The sequence below is a fragment of the Halorubrum sp. T3 genome, assembly GCF_000296615.1.
GTDB lineage: Archaea > Halobacteriota > Halobacteria > Halobacteriales > Haloferacaceae > Halorubrum > Halorubrum ruber.
In genome coordinates this window covers 19,886-36,468 of record NZ_ALWQ01000009.1, presented here as the reverse complement: position 1 = coordinate 36,468, position 16,583 = coordinate 19,886, and the positions used below count along the sequence as shown (strand labels likewise).

The 16,583-nt window shown below is 55.0% G+C and carries 13 protein-coding genes; 6 read left to right on the top strand and 7 right to left on the bottom strand.

Translation table 11 applies throughout. The features are described from left to right. Positions 1-262: 262 nt before the first annotated feature. Positions 263-1,636: a hypothetical protein gene (locus B378_RS16580; protein ID WP_155118161.1), complete on the top strand. Its 1,374-nt coding sequence runs from the start codon at positions 263-265 to the stop codon at positions 1,634-1,636. A gap of 242 nt (positions 1,637-1,878) precedes the next feature. Here the strand turns inward: B378_RS16580 and B378_RS0101535 are convergent, their stop codons facing one another. Next, positions 1,879-2,148 (bottom strand): hypothetical protein, encoded by a 270-nt coding sequence (locus B378_RS0101535; RefSeq protein ID WP_017342066.1) that lies wholly within the window; start codon positions 2,146-2,148, stop codon positions 1,879-1,881. Between the two features lie 36 nt (positions 2,149-2,184). Continuing rightward, a complete protein-coding gene (locus B378_RS0101530) occupies positions 2,185-2,541 on the bottom strand; it encodes a hypothetical protein (RefSeq protein WP_017342065.1) in 357 nt (118 codons plus the stop codon). A 113-nt stretch (positions 2,542-2,654) separates the two neighbouring features. On the opposite strand from B378_RS0101530, the gene B378_RS0101525 reads away from it, so the two are divergent. From B378_RS0101525 to B378_RS15670, 3 genes are all read left to right on the top strand, one after another. Next, a complete protein-coding gene (locus B378_RS0101525; protein WP_026046118.1) occupies positions 2,655-3,476 on the top strand; it encodes a CBS domain-containing protein in 822 nt (273 codons plus the stop codon). Positions 3,477-3,673: 197 nt separating this feature from the next. Continuing rightward, the gene (locus B378_RS0101520; RefSeq protein WP_017342063.1) at positions 3,674-4,315 is read left to right on the top strand and encodes a hypothetical protein; all 642 of its coding nucleotides are present in this window, start codon (positions 3,674-3,676) and stop codon (positions 4,313-4,315) included. A gap of 64 nt (positions 4,316-4,379) precedes the next feature. Next, on the top strand, positions 4,380-4,886 hold the full coding sequence (locus B378_RS15670) for a hypothetical protein (protein ID WP_017342062.1): 507 nt from the start codon (positions 4,380-4,382) through the stop codon (positions 4,884-4,886). Here B378_RS15670 and B378_RS16085 read toward each other — a convergent pair. The 5 genes from B378_RS16085 to B378_RS15995 all read right to left on the bottom strand — a co-directional run bounded on the left by B378_RS16085 (position 4,870) and on the right by B378_RS15995 (position 12,344). After that, positions 4,870-5,310, bottom strand: coding sequence for a hypothetical protein (locus B378_RS16085; RefSeq protein WP_082224197.1), 441 nt, complete (start codon positions 5,308-5,310; stop codon positions 4,870-4,872). The two genes, B378_RS15670 and B378_RS16085, sit on opposite strands and share 17 nt — an antisense overlap. A gap of 1 nt (position 5,311) precedes the next feature. Then, complete coding sequence (locus tag B378_RS0101510; RefSeq protein ID WP_017342061.1) at positions 5,312-5,839, bottom strand: hypothetical protein; 528 nt, start codon at positions 5,837-5,839, stop codon at positions 5,312-5,314. Positions 5,840-6,074: 235 nt separating this feature from the next. Then, the gene (locus B378_RS16080; protein WP_082224196.1) at positions 6,075-7,469 is read right to left on the bottom strand and encodes a hypothetical protein; all 1,395 of its coding nucleotides are present in this window, start codon (positions 7,467-7,469) and stop codon (positions 6,075-6,077) included. Positions 7,470-7,471: 2 nt separating this feature from the next. After that, a complete protein-coding gene (locus tag B378_RS16075; protein WP_082224195.1) occupies positions 7,472-10,693 on the bottom strand; it encodes an AAA family ATPase in 3,222 nt (1,073 codons plus the stop codon). Positions 10,694-10,778: 85 nt separating this feature from the next. Next, complete coding sequence (locus B378_RS15995; protein ID WP_082224194.1) at positions 10,779-12,344, bottom strand: ATP-binding protein; 1,566 nt, start codon at positions 12,342-12,344, stop codon at positions 10,779-10,781. 318 nt (positions 12,345-12,662) lie between these two features. On the opposite strand from B378_RS15995, the gene B378_RS0101480 reads away from it, so the two are divergent. After that, complete coding sequence (locus tag B378_RS0101480; protein ID WP_017342055.1) at positions 12,663-14,777, top strand: VWA domain-containing protein; 2,115 nt, start codon at positions 12,663-12,665, stop codon at positions 14,775-14,777. Beyond that, on the top strand, positions 14,777-16,552 hold the full coding sequence (locus tag B378_RS0101475) for a HEAT repeat domain-containing protein (RefSeq protein WP_155118159.1): 1,776 nt from the start codon (positions 14,777-14,779) through the stop codon (positions 16,550-16,552). The genes B378_RS0101480 and B378_RS0101475 overlap by 1 nt, the downstream gene beginning before the upstream one ends. Positions 16,553-16,583: the final 31 nt, after the last annotated feature.

Below are 16,583 nucleotides of genomic sequence, written 5' to 3'. Positions count from 1 at the left end.
GGGGTGACCAGACTAATCCTGACGCTGAATAGTATTGATGAAGCACCGCACCGTTCTCCAAATTAGTGTCACTTGTCTGGCTTTGTGCCAGTCCGTAAATTCTCGCGGTACTCGGCCCACGCGTCGTACATTTCGATCACCTTCTAGTATGCTGTAACCTATTTTGAGAGCGGGGTGAGGACGTCATCAAGAAGTCAATCTTCTGGTTTCAGTTTCACTCTCCTTGACTAACTCTTTTGTCTGTCTTTAACCGTGTGTCTCTATGCGACGATACGGTCTCGTTCTGCTACTTATCATTGTGGTCCTCGCCGCTGGCATTACGGCTACAACAGCCCAACAAGCCCAGAACAAAGGCCCTGAAAGTTGTATAGATGCTTTTTCAGCCCAACAGTGGGAGTCGGCTCGGCTTACAGGAGAGGTACGACTCGCTGAGGAGGACACAGTCCAAATCACATATGATGGTCACGGTGAATTGAGCCCATTTGAGATCGACCCACCCGCTGCGGCCACCGTTGTCAACACGACTGGATTTTCGAAAACCGCGGATGGGACCTATTCCTTTGATGGACAGCAGGCAGCACCGACTCTCACATATCGTGTGCGAACTGGATTATCCATCAATGATTCCTATGCTAGCGGTGAATCGTGGCTTCATACACCGCTCCCCTCGTACATCCAGACGCGAGTCCACCACACCACCCCTGGAGGCGGCCACGTTGGTACGCGATTCGCCTACCTAGGAAATTATTCAGCCATCACTCTTCAAAATAGGTGCCACGAAGTGACGGCCATCATCGCTGCCGAGAGCCGATCGGCGGTTAACGGGGAGCAAATCGAGCAGCAACTCCAATACGCGATGACTGAGTACGATGTTGGACATCGTTACAGCAAGACAACAGTATTCGTAACACCAGGAAAAGTTGATCCCACTTCCAGTGGTGAAGCACACGAAGCAGACGCGTGGGCGTCCAGTCGGCATGGATCATTGACTACCACGCGTATCGTGCTTCACGAGTATTTACATACAAGACATTCTTTCGGTGATGCTTCATTGGGTGAGATGAGCTGGTTCAATGAGGGGACAACCGAGTATATGTCACTCCGATTAATGTTGGGCGCCGGGACGCTCTCGCCACGCGAATACAATAAGCGATTGGAGACTAGCGCAGGTAGCCACGGTGTTCTATCGAACCGGTCAACGTGGACCGATCATCGTGTTCCATACGAGCGAGGGATGTTGTTTAATGCCTACTTAGACAAACGCATTCGAAAGGCTACAGATGGCAAAAGTACGCTTGAAGATGTCGTTGCTCTAGCGAACGCTAAACAGGGGAATCAGTTCCTCCCGTCTGAACGTACGGTATTCGACATCGTCGCAAATGTTTCTAATACAGACACAGCCGAATGGGCAAACAGTACTGTTGACAGTAGTCGAGCCTTTGGAATTTCACCAATCCAACAAAAGACCTCCCCTGGATGGGAGTTCCGACTATCAATCGCTCAGGAGAATTTAGGCGAACAACCTTTGTTAGGTGTCTTTTTTGGATTCATGCTCGGGGTTCTGCTGATGGAGATCTCAAGAGAAGTCGACAGTGAACCGGAGGATAACAGTACAGAAGAATCAGAAAACGGCTAGTTAGGAGACGATAGATTCGTTAAGTAAGGAAGGCACTCATCTGGAAGATCCGAATCTACCAGTAGGCGCTGCGAAAGTGAGTGGGGATTTATGAGGTTAAGACCGATTTGACGGAGCTACCCATGTCTCACCTCCCGAAGAACAATCTGATTTAACAGTAGCGTAGCCTATTTATTTAAATAGAGCGACGGATAATATCACACAGAATATTGTTGACTGAGGGCCGTACAGGACGTTTCTGGTCACTTGTCGGGCTTCGTGCCAGTCCGTAAATTCTCGCGGTACTCAGCCCACGCCTCGTACATCTTGACCTGCTCGTCTTTGGACAGCGTCTCGTCGGTCTCCGGATCGAAAAACGGGAGGTCCTCTTTCTCCGGCATGGACATCACCTGGCTGAGCGGATAGAGCTCGGAGTAGTAATTCTCCAAGACCCATTCCTCGCCGTGGTCCTCGACGGCTTTGGCGATGAACGGGGCGGCTTCCGGGTATTCGTCGGCAAGTGAATCTGACATGGTGGGGTGTCGTGGAGGTGGTCGTCTCAACCCGGACTATGCGTCGGTGAACTCAGCAAGCGAGTGGTTGGGGCTGCTGTGGTGCCACTTGCCGATCTGAATCAGTTCGAACTCCTTGATGTAGTCGTCAATTGCGTCATCAAGCGTGGTACTGATTTCGCTAGGGAGACTGTCGACACGGATGGCCGTTACTGGGTGCCCCCCAAGTTTGTAGCCGGTCGCAAGACCCGTGGGAGAGACCACGATCACCGCATCACCGTCGACCGCGTCGAGTGCGAGGTGGGCATCTCGATACTGGAGGACTGTCGCATCCAGATCCTCGACGGGGAAGAGGTCGGACGCTGTCCCGTACTCAATACTCGCCCCCGCCGAATAGAAATGCCCTTTAGACATAATCAATTACTAATATATGTTCTATAGATATAATATTTTCGGCGCCCAGCGATACCGAGCTGCCGGTTCGGGCGGGCCGTACGTTGAATATCAAGCCCGTTTCAGCAATGTGTGTGGCTCGAGATCTGTACGAGAACACCGCGGCAGAACTCGCGACTGGGTCTGTTGAACACGTTTCGTACGAGACCGCACCGAGTACTGCTGCCGAGTGGCTCGCAACGAACGGCTACGATGCCGCGCCAGTCGACCGGGACGGCGACCCAGTAGGGTTCATCCACGAAGCCGATGTCGACACCGATGATACCGGTGATACGCTTGAGACGGCGCTCACGCCGCTCACCATAGACTACATGATTAGCGGTGACACGTCGTTCGCAGAGAGTCTCGCAGCGCTAATCGAGGAACCAGTCTATTTCCTTGGGGGCCACAACCGGATCACCGGCATCCTCACCCGTGCGGATCTGAACACACCACCCGCACGGATGTATCTCTTCGATCGCATCACGTACCTAGAAGAACACCTGCGAGAGCTCATTTCAGCGGAGGTTCCAGACTGGAAGCAGACTTCCGTGAGTACCGACGAAATCGATGGTATCGAAGCCCGGTATGCGGATGCCAAAGCGGCCAACGTAGAATTATCGGAGATCCACTACGCTCAATTTTCGACACTAAGTACGATTGTGTCGAGCGTCGAGGCCTGTTGGCAGGAGTGCGGGTTTTCTACTACAGGTGAGGCGCAGTCGCGTTTACACGATATTACGGAGCTCCGGAACGACGTCGCCCACGCGAACCTCCTTGTCGAGAACACAGATAGTGATGAGTTTCTGAGTAGCGGGCGGACGACTGAGAACCTGTATACAATTCTTGAGGAGATCGATCAGATTCTGACCAGCCTCCAGGGCGAGGGGTACGCTCCAACGACTGCCGCTGAGTAGCAATCCGCTGTACATCCGAATACTATTACATGTTCAACATTTCTGGCCTCTTTCGTCACTCACCGCACTGAACGACTCATCAGCCTGTTCTCTCGCTCTCCCGAACAATACCTCAATGTACATCCATACTTCGCAGATGGAAGTTCTCGACGGTCAATAATTTCTTGTCCTACCCTCTGGTAGATTCTGGCAAACTAATGGCTGATCTGTATGATGCGATTGGGACGCTTGCGTCGGCAGCTCACGCGAACGGGGACGATATCGATGAGAACACCTACCCCAGCGACGAAAACAACTCCCGGCACGGACTGGACGTGTTTGCCGACGGTCACTACGTAATGTTCCGTGCTGTCCCGGACGAACCGCGGTTTACCATCGAGTGTCCGTACACGTTTGTCTCCCGACTACGATCTCAGTACACCGCCGAGGAGCTCTCTGAACGGGCTGACGTTGATTTCGCCTCGCTGCCGGGCGACCAACAAGAACAGATTGTCAATCAGACGATCCAAACGGATCTTCAACTCGCCGAAGAGCACGAAACTGAATTTAAAACGGCGATCCACGACGAACTCGGCCCCGGCTCACCAGATGTGATTCGACTCGAATACGGCGAACACGATCGGTGGAACGGCGTCTTACTCCGTGACCGCGTGTTCCCACACCGTGCCGACTTCGGGCATCCAGAATACCGCGACGCGATAGATCAGATCAGGCACACAAAGATGACCGTCGCTGGACTCCTCACGTCCACTATCCCCCCGCTGAACGACGCCGAAGACCACACAGCCCCTTCAGCAACCCAAACCAAAGAAGACGCCCGACCAATCGGGTTTCAATAACTCGTTGTACTGTAGACGCTTCTCATCCCCCAGTTATATCAGCTGCCCGCTAGTTGACAGGATAATGGCAGTTTCGCTTGCGGAGCCAACGGTCCTCGCTGCCGCGAAAGACACGCTGTTTCCAGATATCGAAACGAGCCCGGATCAGTACGCATTCACGGAAACACAGTTCACGCAACCCACGTGGGGCGGCTGGACTATTCCACAAGCGCTTCGAGACCGGCTTGCGCTGTACAACACGATCCGACTCGCTGCCGGCGAACCTGATCTCCTCGGCGTTGGGGTGCCAGCCGCTGAGGTGCTGAACGGCCACGCAGCCACGACACCAGTCACGGTGATCGAAGCGAAAGGCCATAACACCAATCCTGCCGCTGCGGACGTCGCCCGCGGCATCACCCAAGCACACGCGCACCTCCCCGAAGTCAACCTCGGGTACGTCGCCGCGCCAGCCGCCAGCATCACCGACACAGCGCGCGCACAAGCCAGGAACCACAACGTCGGCATCATCGCCGTCGACGATACCGAATCAGCGCGTGTCATCGAGCCGGCGCGCGTTACCAGAGTGACTTGATGCGCTGTTCGATTGCTTTGAACACCGTTGAGTAGACATCGAGTGGGTGGAGTGAAGCGAGGTCGAGATCTGAGACGTCAGTACCGGTTGGTGGTTCGTGGAAATGAAGTCGGGTGTTGTGTGTGTTTGGATGCCGGTCCCAGCGGCACTCCCAGTGGGTGTTGTCTCCTCGGGTCTCGACGTAGTGGATGGAAAAATCACCGGTTGTGAACCATCGGATGTCAATCCTCGCGTCGGTGACCGCATCGGGGTACCGTTCAGTGTTGAGGGTGGCAGTGAGCAGTCGCGGTTCGTACGTATTTGGGTCGAACTGGGTGGTAGCGACGAGTGGGTCTGTTGTCAACTGTCGTTCAAGCAGGCGTAATGTTTGTCGATCGGGGGGGCCCGTTGAGTCAGCAGCTGCGTCCTCCGGGGGCGGACTCATTTCAGGCGGGGATGAGGTGTCCGTCGTTCTGGGAGAGTTGGCGGGCGAGTTCGTACAAGCGAATATCTCGAATGACGCCTTGCCAGTCGCTTACTGCAGTCATGCGGTCGTGGATCGTGTCGTGGTCTTCGGCGTCGAACACGGTAACGGTGGCTGGGTCGGTGGTGCCGAATTCGGCTTCGTACTCCGTCCGTCGCTGTTCGAGTGCTTCGACGCGGTCGATGATCGCGTTGACAGAGAGGTCCGTGGCGATCCGACTCGCCTCTTGCCATTCGAGATACCCGTTGTGTCGCTCGTACGTAGCCGGGCGGGTGTCACGATCAGCGCGGGCAATCCCCATCTCCGCGAGGCGATCGAGGTGTTTTTTTGCGGCGTTCGGAGAGCAGTCAGCGAGTTCTGCAACCCTCGTGTACGTCGTCGGTGACGTGAGACCGAGAACCACGTCGTAGACGCGGCCGAACGTATCGGTACCGTCTTGCCACCGTGGCGTCTCTGTCGGTGAGTCAGGAGCCGGATCGAACTCGCTCATGGACGCTTCTACGAAACGAGTGTCAATATATCTTTGTACCGCTCAAATATTTGTGAGTCCCGTACAGGAGACGTTTCCTTGACACGCAGACAGGACATGCCGATCGGTATTTGACGCGTAATCGGTACCTCAACAGTACATGCTGTTTACACGACGAACATGTAGCTCTCTGAGGATTTCAACAGAGCCGTTCGAGTCCATCTATGTGGTGTTCGCGCAGCATCGGTCATCTCTTTCATAATACTGATCCTGGCGATTCTGGAAACTGAATGATTTTCACGCCTTCAGTACGGTCACGACGTGTCTCACGCGTTAATTCATCAACAAACAACAGCCCCTTAACATCAACTGACTCCAGCAGGTTGTGCGCAGATTCAACGTAATCACCAGTTTGATTTTGCTTGACAAACGCCATGTACTCCAATAATTCACGAAGTCCGGTTGCGACGTAATCTGTATTTTGCGTGTATTTTACTTCCCCGAGGAACACCTGTTCGAGTTCTTCCTCACCAGCCTCTGTCTCATGGTATTGTTCCAGGACGATATCGGGCCGGCCACCCCACAGCGAATCACTGCCCCCGCGATCAAGGAGATCTTCTGAAACCGCTTGCCATCGGGAAAGCACCTCGTTTATGCGGTATAAGTATCCATCTGGCTTGATCTCTTCATCGCCGATCGATTCATTGAATGAGAGCCCTTCGCCGGTCGCGTCATGTGACAGAACAAATCGTGAGCCGTCTTGCCGCCACGTAGCGATCGTCGATGGCGAATCTCTGCTGTCTGTTAACACTCTATACTCCACGTCATCGTACGCCTCGAGAATACGGAAGACCCAATATAGTTCGAACAACGTGTCAGTGTTTGCTGGGGCAATGAGAGTGTGATTCAACACCTCACGCGCTTCAGTACTGTTCAACTCGTGGTTCATTAACTGCCGATAGCGATCCAACAGGATTGCTGCGTCCTGATAAAACCGCGATCGCGACCGTTTCACAGATTCGATCGTTCTATCCGTTATATCCGCTTCAGCGACTGAGATCCGCTGGAGGTAGATGTTCTGCTCATAAATTCGATCTAACATCTCTGCTGCCGACTCGACAGCCTGACTACTACCGCTGTTATTCGGGTCTACCCACCCGTTCAACCAGTCATACCCTGCTGGATTCTCTAATGCGTACTCAAGATCATTGGTGACTATATCGTGAATAACTGCCAGAAGTCGTTTCAATACAAGATTCTCGTCGATATTGTAGTGCTCTTCAGGCTGTGTACACACGAATACGGGTTCGTTTAACCGTCCAGCACGTGCCCGTGTTTTCATTGTTCCTTGCCAGTCGATTTGCCCTCGGATCTCGCCTCGGTATTGGAACGACTCTGGCGCCGTCGTCGTCTTCATTTTCCGAATCCGATCCTCCAACTGTCGCATGAAATCCAGAACCCCGACTTCCGAATGGTCAACATCAGCGTCGGTTAGGACAAAGTGGATTCGAAGCAGCGTTTCGATGTCATCGATATCAAGGTCCGCATGTGCCGATCCAATGACGCGGTCAAATCGAACGCCTTTCCGAAGATACGTCTGGAAATCATCGGCGATCTCCTGTACTAGTGTCTCTTCGCGTGTCTTCGCCATTATCAGCTGTTTCCTCCATCCTGATTCAGTTCCACCTGGAAGAAATCACGAGCAACTGTCCACAACTCGCCACTTTCATCCTCGACAATGTCGTCAAGCCTCTCAAGTACGTTCTGTAGCTCGTCGCGTCGCAGGCCCTCTAATTGCGGGAACACATACATAATAATCGGAGAGACGTAATCCGCATCCTCCACAGATGGCTCGGCTACAACATGTTCATAGATGTCTTCAACGATGGCAGGGCCGATCGCTTGCCGGTCGTTGATTGCTCGCCAGATACGCCCAACCGTCTCGTAGTGCTGGTCTGCTTCTGGCACGTCACCGTTTGCCGCCCACACTGAGACATAGTCTGCGACGAGTGATTCGAGTTCAGAGTCATCGCCATCCTCACGATTAGGCAGATCTGGGATTCCGACTGGAATGAACGCCCACCGCCGCATAAACGCATAGCTCATCTCATACAACGACGTTTTATCAAGCGTATTTATTGTCGCCAGCATCCGCCAATCTTCGGGAATGAAAAAGCGGTTTGGGCCGATTTCTTCATCGCTGCGAGACGCATCCAGAATCTCGATCGGCTCGCCCTTCGCGTCATCAAACGGTAGTGTGACACTTTCCCCCGTCAGTGCCGAGAACAACGACCCAAACGCCTTATCGATATCTGCCCGGTTGAGCTCGTCAATAATTAGCCACTCATTTGCTGGTGTTCCCTCATCGTCCGCCTGGAATCGGTCCAGCACCACGCCCGGTTTGAACTCAAGTGTATTCGAAGCCGTCGTTTGATACCCGCCCACCGTGTCAAACGTCGACCAGTCCGCCGACGCAGTCACAAGTTCTGACGCGTCTTCTCCAACTGTTGCTTGACACACTTGGCGGGCCAACTTGGTCTTCCCTGTCCCTGGCGGTCCAAACAGCAACACATGATTTCCGTTTGCTAGTGCCTGTTCGATCCGTCGCTTAATGCGCTTCCACTCTTCATCAGGGAAATACAGGTTCTCCCGATCTACCGAAATATCCTCAGTTGAGATAGAGAGTTCATCAGCAAAATCCTCGAACCGCTCAATGTCGCCTAATTCCAGAATCCGGTCGTACTCCCCTTTTGTGAGTTCTGTGATGATGAAGCTATTATCAGACTCGACGAGTTTGCTTTCCGAGAGTGGGTCATCATCTTGAATATCACTCCATTGCGCCCCATCTATTGATTCGTTCCAGCGTAGTGTGATTCCCTTAGCCGACTCAGTTGTACCGTCTGAGGCAGCTTCCTCGTGGAGACCTTGGGTCACGATTGCCCGTCCAACAACTTGCTTCACCGGGGAAATGCGATACACAAGCACCTGATCCCCGGGACGAGCGTCCTCATACGCGGCTTGATTCCGTCGCCGCTCTCCAGCTGAGTTCGTTATCCCGTAGAATACCTCACCGTCCTCGTGGTGCCAGTCCGTCGTCTCAGCATTTACCCAGAAATACTGTGTATCGACTGGTTCATCAGGATATGTCTCAATCAAGTATTTCGCTCCAACCTCTGTTAGATTACACAGATACCACGACTGAACTCCAGCCGCATTCACCGCATATTTTTCGCGACCTTGTTTGACGTCATCACGACGTAGCACAGGAGCGATTGTTTCGAAATCTCTCTCTGTATCGAAATACGTGAGATCAACATCCACCCGCCAGTACGTTTCCTCATCGTCGCCAGCTTCCAACTCTGTTCCTGAGATTTGGTAAGCCTCAGTTTGAACAACAGAATGCGCGCGAACGGCGCCATCCCAGTAGTGAACGAGGATATCTCCTGGCCGTAATTTCGTCAAATCACGTGTGTAATATTTGTCGCTGGACCGAAGGTACTCTCCCTCACGTTCGGCTTTGTTGCCCTGGTTTACCCAGTAGAAGGAGGGCTCGTTTTCTTTCTGGTCGCATATCTCTGAGAGCGAGGCTGCTGGCGGATCAGAGACCAATCGCTCGAGCTCGCTTAACCCCTGAAGCAGGTCCGGTCGTTTTTGTGTGAGCACTAAGCGCAGTTGTTCAAATGCCGTCGTTCGCCTGAGTGCTGTTCTAGATAGGAGATTCGTCGTAAGATCCCAATCACTGGTACTTTGTGGGCTATCTGGGGTAACAACCCAGTCGACTGGCCAGACATGCGGATGGTGGACTCCAGTTTTGGACTCTACAAAGTCGCCACAGTACTGATATCCACCTCCCATTGTGACTCCCATCCCGAGAATATCGTACCCATCTTTGGCGATTACAATCTGGCCAGGTTCCATTTCACGGGAGAAGCGCTTGTAGTAGGCGGCTACTTCTTCTCCATCCCACTTCGCTGCTTGCTCCTCAATTTCATCATCAGATAGATCAGTGAGATCAGCCGAATTCCACCCGAGCGAACAAATGCCCTGGTCCTTCCAGAGTGGCCAGAGTGCTTCTGGTTCTCCTTCGCTGGAGACACCCGCATTGATCTGCCACACTGTCCGATTCTCTATTTGATTCTGCTCAAACCATGTGGCAATTTCATTCCCTTCACCCTCGAGTGCCCAGTGACAGTACCGGTCTAGGTCACGGAAATGGTCTCGGAACCCAAACTGTTCTCGTACTGCGACATATTTTGGGATCTCTTCTCTGTAGTCTGCCAGCGAATCACTGATTGGCAGAGAAAAGAACTGTTTCAATCCGTCCCTTGTGGGGCCATTTGCTATCGGGAACAACTCCGGTCTTAAGAGGCTCAAGACAGGGCTCAAACGACCAGTTTTGGCCCCCTCTGTCTCAGCGGCGGCGATCTCATCAACAACATCTAATAATTCTTCCTGAGATGAGGACTCATCGAGAAGTACTGAAAACGCCTTCAGCAGTATTTTTTCAGCCTCGGCACTTGTTACTGAGACCTCCATTGTGGGGCCACCAACCACACCAAATGACTCCGGAACGGACTCAATGAGTGTCTGTTTTGTTGCGTTATCTAGTTCGAATTCGCGAATATATCCCTGAAAGGTGGATTTTGTTAGGTGATCGTTCGTCGCGTGGCAGATAGCTTTCAATTCTGCGGATCCAAGCGTCTGCGCGTCCACACAGGCTTCTATGAGTGAACGAACGAGGTTCGCAGTCTTTTCAAAATCATCGCGTACCTGCTTCCAGTTGACTTCGTTGTGGTACTTTTCAACAGTCCACTTCAGAAAGAACTCTGTATCTCGGTCAACATCGACTTCTGGGATATCCCCAGTAAATTCCATGTGTCCACATTAGTATTCTATCTGATAATATTTGTTGTCGCATTTTGTATGCTATCGCTGGAATCGAAAACATAGCGCGGTTGCGCTAACACAATAGGAGGTACAGCCAGTATGGCAACTGAATAACCCCTTCACCAAGATACTCAATCGGTTGGTTACCACCCACTGTATCACCAGCAAGAAGGAATCCAACAGGGACATTGTACGCCTCCTTGAACTCTCGAATAGCTTCGAGTGAGTCCTCACGCTCGCGTGGCTGATATGCCAATCCAATCGGGACAGGTGTTCCATCTATCTCGAAGACAAAGTCGACTTCACCCGTCCGTCCACGCCAATACTGGACGGATGGTGTCTCGTCGGTGCCTTGGGTGGCGTTGATCCCGTAGGCGAATCGCATCGTGTGGTCGAACGCCGCAACCCGAGCGAGGTCGGCTTCGCGGTCGAAGTCACTCCGGACTGTTACAGCGTCACCGTCTGCTAGTGCCGTTACCAACCCCGTATCTCGGAGATAGAGACGTACCGACCGGGGGCGACTATTGTCATACTCAGTAACCCCAGTCAACAGATATAGCTCTGCCAGCGCAGGGAGGTAGCTATCGGCGATCGTCCGCCGGTCGACGTCGAACAGTTCAACAAGGTCCTGATACCGGAACGGGTCAGTCCCTCTATTCCGGGCGGCGAGCGCACAGAGCCGTTCGAGATCTGCAATTGTCTGAATCGACTCGAAGCCGGGCACCTCCTGGTAGAGCGCGTCGCGAACGTCCTCTCGAAGCCGCGCGTAGTCATCCCTAGTCAGATCGGCCGCAGATTCGGCGGCGCCGTCAAGATCATAGCTGATGGTACCACCCATCGCGAGGTACTCGACGACCTGTGACTGGATGCGTCGTTCGACAGCTGCCACTTTCTCGTACTTCTGACGGAGCTCTGCGACGAGTGACTCGGTATCTCCACTCTTGAGAGCTGCTGGAAGACTGTTTTCCCCGGTACGGAGTGAGGTCGGGCTCACGCGAGTATCTTCTTCCTCAAGGTCTGGATACAATGTGAAGAGGTAGTCCCGGAACTTCTCGGGGAGAATCGGCTGGATGTCATAGTCATTGGCCGGCATTCCGATGCTTTCGAGTTCCCGTTCGACTTGGATGCCGGCGCTGGCGGTCACAACGATGTGTCGACCTGGGACATCTTCGAGTAATTCCGCGACGGGGCCACCCCACCCGTCGATAGTCGGCTTGCTCGGATGTTCGATTTGGTGGACGTCGTCGATCAAGATGAAGTGCGGGTGGTCTGCCTCGATGCGGCCCAAAATCCGACTTTCGTAGTACCGGACCACACGCCGCAGCTGTTCATCGGACTGGAGTTGGTAAAGCGGGTCCGCGTCGAATGGAAGATAGAGGAATCGTTCCGGATCGTCGCCAGCTTCGATGCGCTGGTGAATGAACTGGTGGAGAAGCGTGGTCTTCCCGGCGCCGCGTCGTCCTACGAGACCGAGCAGTGGTTGGTCCTCGAACTGGCTTCCGGACTCGTCGGGACGGGCCAAGTGATAGAAGTCGCTCTTCTGACGTGCTGGGAGTGAGAATGCCTCTGGTCCACGCTCCCACCACGGATTATGGTCGTGAAGCGCCCGGACGAGAGCATCACCAGCGTCGATAGCCATGGGTTTGTTTACTAACCAACGACTCCCTTCGCAATGATTGTTTCGACACAATACTCGACAGCATAGCGGCTATTTCCTTCACACAATCCATCCTTTAGAGTAGTATCTCTCCTCAATAACGATTTAAAGAACACTGTAGTGAGTCTTTTTTCTCTAATATCTGCTCTGCCTTGCTTATTGGCGAAGCATTTATCAAACTTTATCGCATACTGGTGGGTGTGAAAGTAGTAAAAGGCGCATCGTAATGGTGGTTACTCTCTCCAGCGATCCTGGGCGAGCGTCCACGCTGTCGTCAACCACCCGTTGGCTGTCCGGGGTATGACAGACCACACAGACACCATGGATACGATGTACGCGGACATAGCAGACGGGCAACGTCATGACATCGCAGTCGAATTCATCACCCGGCGACCCATCGACTGCGACGGAGAACACGTCCACCGGTTGCTGGTTGCCGATCAATCTGGCAGGCAGTTCACGGTACTCGTCTCGCCTGAGAGTGAGACTCTCCTCGACCTGAAAACTGGAGCAACCCACCACATTTCGGGGCTCCTGGGCGCTGCCCCCGTCTCCGCAGCAAACGAAAGTAGGGGAGAATGCCCTGACTGCGGGGGAGCGCTTCGACAAGGGCAGACTATTGACGCAGCTGGGTCAGCTGCCACGCGGGCGGCATCACAGCTCTCTCTCGACGAGCCGTTCGGAATCATCGATGCCGAGGCGACTATCCGTCGGGTTCGTGACGACCGGTCACTCGTCGATGACTGGACGTCGATGGATAACGACGAGACGATTTCCCCACCCGACTACGTTTGTGAGTCCTGTGGACGCCACGTCGACGCGTACGAACTTCGAGACCCCGCTGAGGACGATCGGATACTCCAAAATCAGCTGATGGAGAGCGCATCTCAGGCGCCAGCAAGCGCAAACTCGGCAAGCCAGGAGACAGTTGGACTCGCCGCTGGCGGGGCGAAAGACGTGGCCAACTTTCGGGAGAACCTCGCAAACGGGTACACGCCACAGCCGGGGGCGATCAGCGACGAGGGACTCTTCTACGATTACCATTTCGAGACAGGCACGCGGACCGAGTCGGACGCCTTGTTCGCGCCGCGCTACGCGGCCGCTGTGAGCGATCACCCACTCAGTGGAGAGACTGAGCGCTACCTGTCGGTGGGACTGGATTCGACGCTCTCGGTTGATGAGTTCGAGCGGCCACGGCTGGATCTTGTCGCCGTCCTCGACGTTTCTGGCTCGATGGACAGCTCGTTCGACGCGTACTACTACGACGAACACGGGCACAAGCGCGAGGCTGAGAACGGCGCGGCAACAAAACTTGACGCGGCGACGCAGTCGCTGTGCGCGCTTACCGAGCAGCTCCACGACGAGGACCGGCTGGGCGTCGTCCTGTACAACCACCGCGCCCACGTCGCGAAGCCACTCCGCGATGTCGGAACCACCGACATGCCAGCGATACGTCGTCACATCCGGGAGATCGCTGCTGGCGGCAGTACGAATCTCGAAGACGGGTTCGAGGCGGCGGTCGATATGCTGGTCGACGGAGCGTCTGGACCGACCGTTGAGCGTCGTGTCGTCTTCATGACCGACATGATGCCAAACACGGGGGCGACGGGAGAGAGCGAACTCACCAAGCTGTTCGCGGAGGCGGCTGTTGAGGGAGTTCATACGACGTTCATCGGCATGGGGCTAGACGCGAACGCGGAGCTCGCGGATACCTTGTCTGGTATTCGCGGGGCGAACCACTATTTCATCCACTCGGCCACGGAGTTCGAGCGCCGGCTTGGTGAGGAGTTCGACTACATGGTCACTCCGTTAGTGTATGACCTGAACCTCGATCTTGACGCCGATGGCTACGAGATCGAGGCGGTTCACGGCTCACCGTCCGCGGACGCCGCAACCGACCGCCTGATGCACGTTGGAACGCTGTTCCCTTCCGCCAAACAGGATGGCGAGGCTCGCGGCGGCGTCATCCTTGTTCGCCTCAAACAGATGCGCTCAGACGCGGATCTCGACCTGGTCGCCTCATGGACGGAACGAGATGGTGACGAGTACACCGAGCGCGTCACCGTCGATGTTCCCAACGAGTCCGATAGGTACGCGCACAACGGCGTCCGCAAGGCTATCGCCCTGGCGAGGTACGCTCGCGAACTCCGGACGTGGGCGGCGGACATCCATGGTCGGGCCGATAACACGACTGGCGTCGACGACTGGTTGCTCACCGATCAGCGCGGCGAGCACGAGCGCACGTCTGTGCCGCTGATTGTTCCCGAGCGATATGCGGGGCGGTTCGACCAGCTTCGGCGTTACCTCGCAGACGAGATGGACACTGTCGGTGATGAGACGATGGAACAGGAGGTGGAACTCATCGAACGGCTGTGCCAGCAGGCGCCCGCAACGCCCAATGAGGTGAGCGACTGATGCTCGTGTTCGCGTTCGACCGTGACTGGACGGTTGACGTGAATCCACATCCCCGCCATACCGCCGTGCCGTTGGAGTGGGTGCGTCATCTTGCTCATGAGACGCCCCATGCGGTCTACGCCATTGGGAACCAGACGCTGGCCGAGGAGGCCGCAATACCGGGTGTTGTCGACATCGTTGGTCGCCACCCCGATGAGTGGGACGAGTGGCTCGGCGAGAAACAACCCACTGGTCGGTATGAGCGGTTTCCGCGCCGTCGCGAGCGCCTGGCACTCATCGCCGACCTACACCCAGACGCGGACGACTACATCGTTGTCGACGACCTTGATCTGAGCGACGTCGACGAGTGGGAGCACTATCACGCCTGGGAGTTCGTGCCGGCAGTCAAACAGGGCCAGATTCACCCTGACTTTCCGTGGGCTCGTGATATCGAGGCTGACGGTGGGCTCCCAACCTCAGCCGGAATTATGCCGGCGGATGCGTCGTCGCTATCGTCGTTTCTCGACGAGTATGCAGATGCGGTTGGCTTTGAGATTACGTACTTGGATGATGGAGTCGAGCGGACACGGCTATGCCATTCAGTTTCTATGGATGCCGTGGCACTCGAACGACCGTCCGCAGCGCCGGCGCTCCAATGTACCCCGCTTGCGCCCGGTGATGACCAGTTCACTGTCCCCGTCGACGCAATTGAGTTGCTTTCTGTGGTTGAGCCGCCACCAAAGCTGTACACCGCCGGCGCAGAGACTCCTGCTGAGGAGGCCATCGGGCTCCGCCGTTTGGCCAATACACAGCCGGAGGCGGTCCGTATTTCTTCGGTTCTCACGCTTTTAGACCGTTCCGACGGTGACATGCGCCAAGATGAGAATGCGGTCCGGGCCCTGCGTCAGGTTGCCACGGTGCGACCGGCGGACTGTACGCCAGCAATTCCGATTCTCCAGACGCTATTGGAGAGTGGAGATCACTCCGCCCGGGCCGACGTATTAGCCACCCTCCGGGCAATTGGAGAGACCGATCTAGGGGCGATTGCTCCGCTCGCTGACGACCTCATACCATATCTCAACTCAAATATTGTCTCCGTCAGACGGGAAGCAACCCGGTGCGTTGCTACAATCGCTGCTGAAGACCCTGATGACGTGGTGGATGCGGTTCCGACACTTTCGACGATAATTGAAGATGAGGCTGAGGCACTGCCGTATGCGGTGTACGCACTGTCACGGATTACGCGCGAATATCCTGACGCGGTGAAGCCAGCTGCTGACTCACTCGGGGACGTGATACTTGATGATTCGTTGTCCGACACCGTCCGATTGAACGCGACTGCTGGACTCGGTCGTGTCGTTGGTGAATACCCGAGCGTTGGCGTCGACATTGTCGATGACGTCGCGACCCTGCTGACCGCTGAAGATCCCCAACTCCGGAATAACGCAATCGCGCTGATTGGCGACGTAGCGATCATCCACACCGATGTCGTTGAGCCGTACACCGAGGAGATATCTGAACTGTTGACCGTCGACGATACGTACACACGCGTCAACGCGAGTGGTGCGCTTAGCCGGGTCGCTGACGACTTCCCGGACTCGGTTGCGCACGTCACGCCGACGTTCATCGAACTACTGTCGGATGATGATCCACGGGTCCGTGAGAACGCCTGTTGGGCGCTGGGCTACCTTGCTGCTCAAGACGCGACTGCTCCGCTGGAAGAGCGTGCGCATGGCGACGAAAATGCTGATGTCCGCACGAGGGCCTCCTGGGCTCTCGGCCAGATCAACGGATGAGTGCGATCGTGAAATTCCGATCGTTGACTCG

Bases quoted from the DNA above. Each gene is read 5' to 3' on its own strand.
- B378_RS15670 (WP_017342062.1), top strand. From the start codon at position 4,380: ATGGCAGTTTCGCTTGCGGAGCCAACGGTCCTCGCTGCCGCGAAAGAC.
- B378_RS16080 (WP_082224196.1), bottom strand. From the start codon at position 7,469: ATGGCGAAGACACGCGAAGAGACACTAGTACAGGAGATCGCCGATGAT.
- B378_RS0101480 (WP_017342055.1), top strand. From the start codon at position 12,663: ATGACAGACCACACAGACACCATGGATACGATGTACGCGGACATAGCA.
- B378_RS0101530 (WP_017342065.1), bottom strand. From the start codon at position 2,541: ATGTCTAAAGGGCATTTCTATTCGGCGGGGGCGAGTATTGAGTACGGG.
- B378_RS0101510 (WP_017342061.1), bottom strand. From the start codon at position 5,839: ATGAGCGAGTTCGATCCGGCTCCTGACTCACCGACAGAGACGCCACGG.
- B378_RS0101475 (WP_155118159.1), top strand. From the start codon at position 14,777: ATGCTCGTGTTCGCGTTCGACCGTGACTGGACGGTTGACGTGAATCCA.
- B378_RS15995 (WP_082224194.1), bottom strand. From the start codon at position 12,344: ATGGCTATCGACGCTGGTGATGCTCTCGTCCGGGCGCTTCACGACCAT.
- B378_RS0101535 (WP_017342066.1), bottom strand. From the start codon at position 2,148: ATGTCAGATTCACTTGCCGACGAATACCCGGAAGCCGCCCCGTTCATC.
- B378_RS16580 (WP_155118161.1), top strand. From the start codon at position 263: ATGCGACGATACGGTCTCGTTCTGCTACTTATCATTGTGGTCCTCGCC.
- B378_RS16075 (WP_082224195.1), bottom strand. From the start codon at position 10,693: ATGGAATTTACTGGGGATATCCCAGAAGTCGATGTTGACCGAGATACA.
- B378_RS16085 (WP_082224197.1), bottom strand. From the start codon at position 5,310: ATGAGTCCGCCCCCGGAGGACGCAGCTGCTGACTCAACGGGCCCCCCC.
- B378_RS0101520 (WP_017342063.1), top strand. From the start codon at position 3,674: ATGGCTGATCTGTATGATGCGATTGGGACGCTTGCGTCGGCAGCTCAC.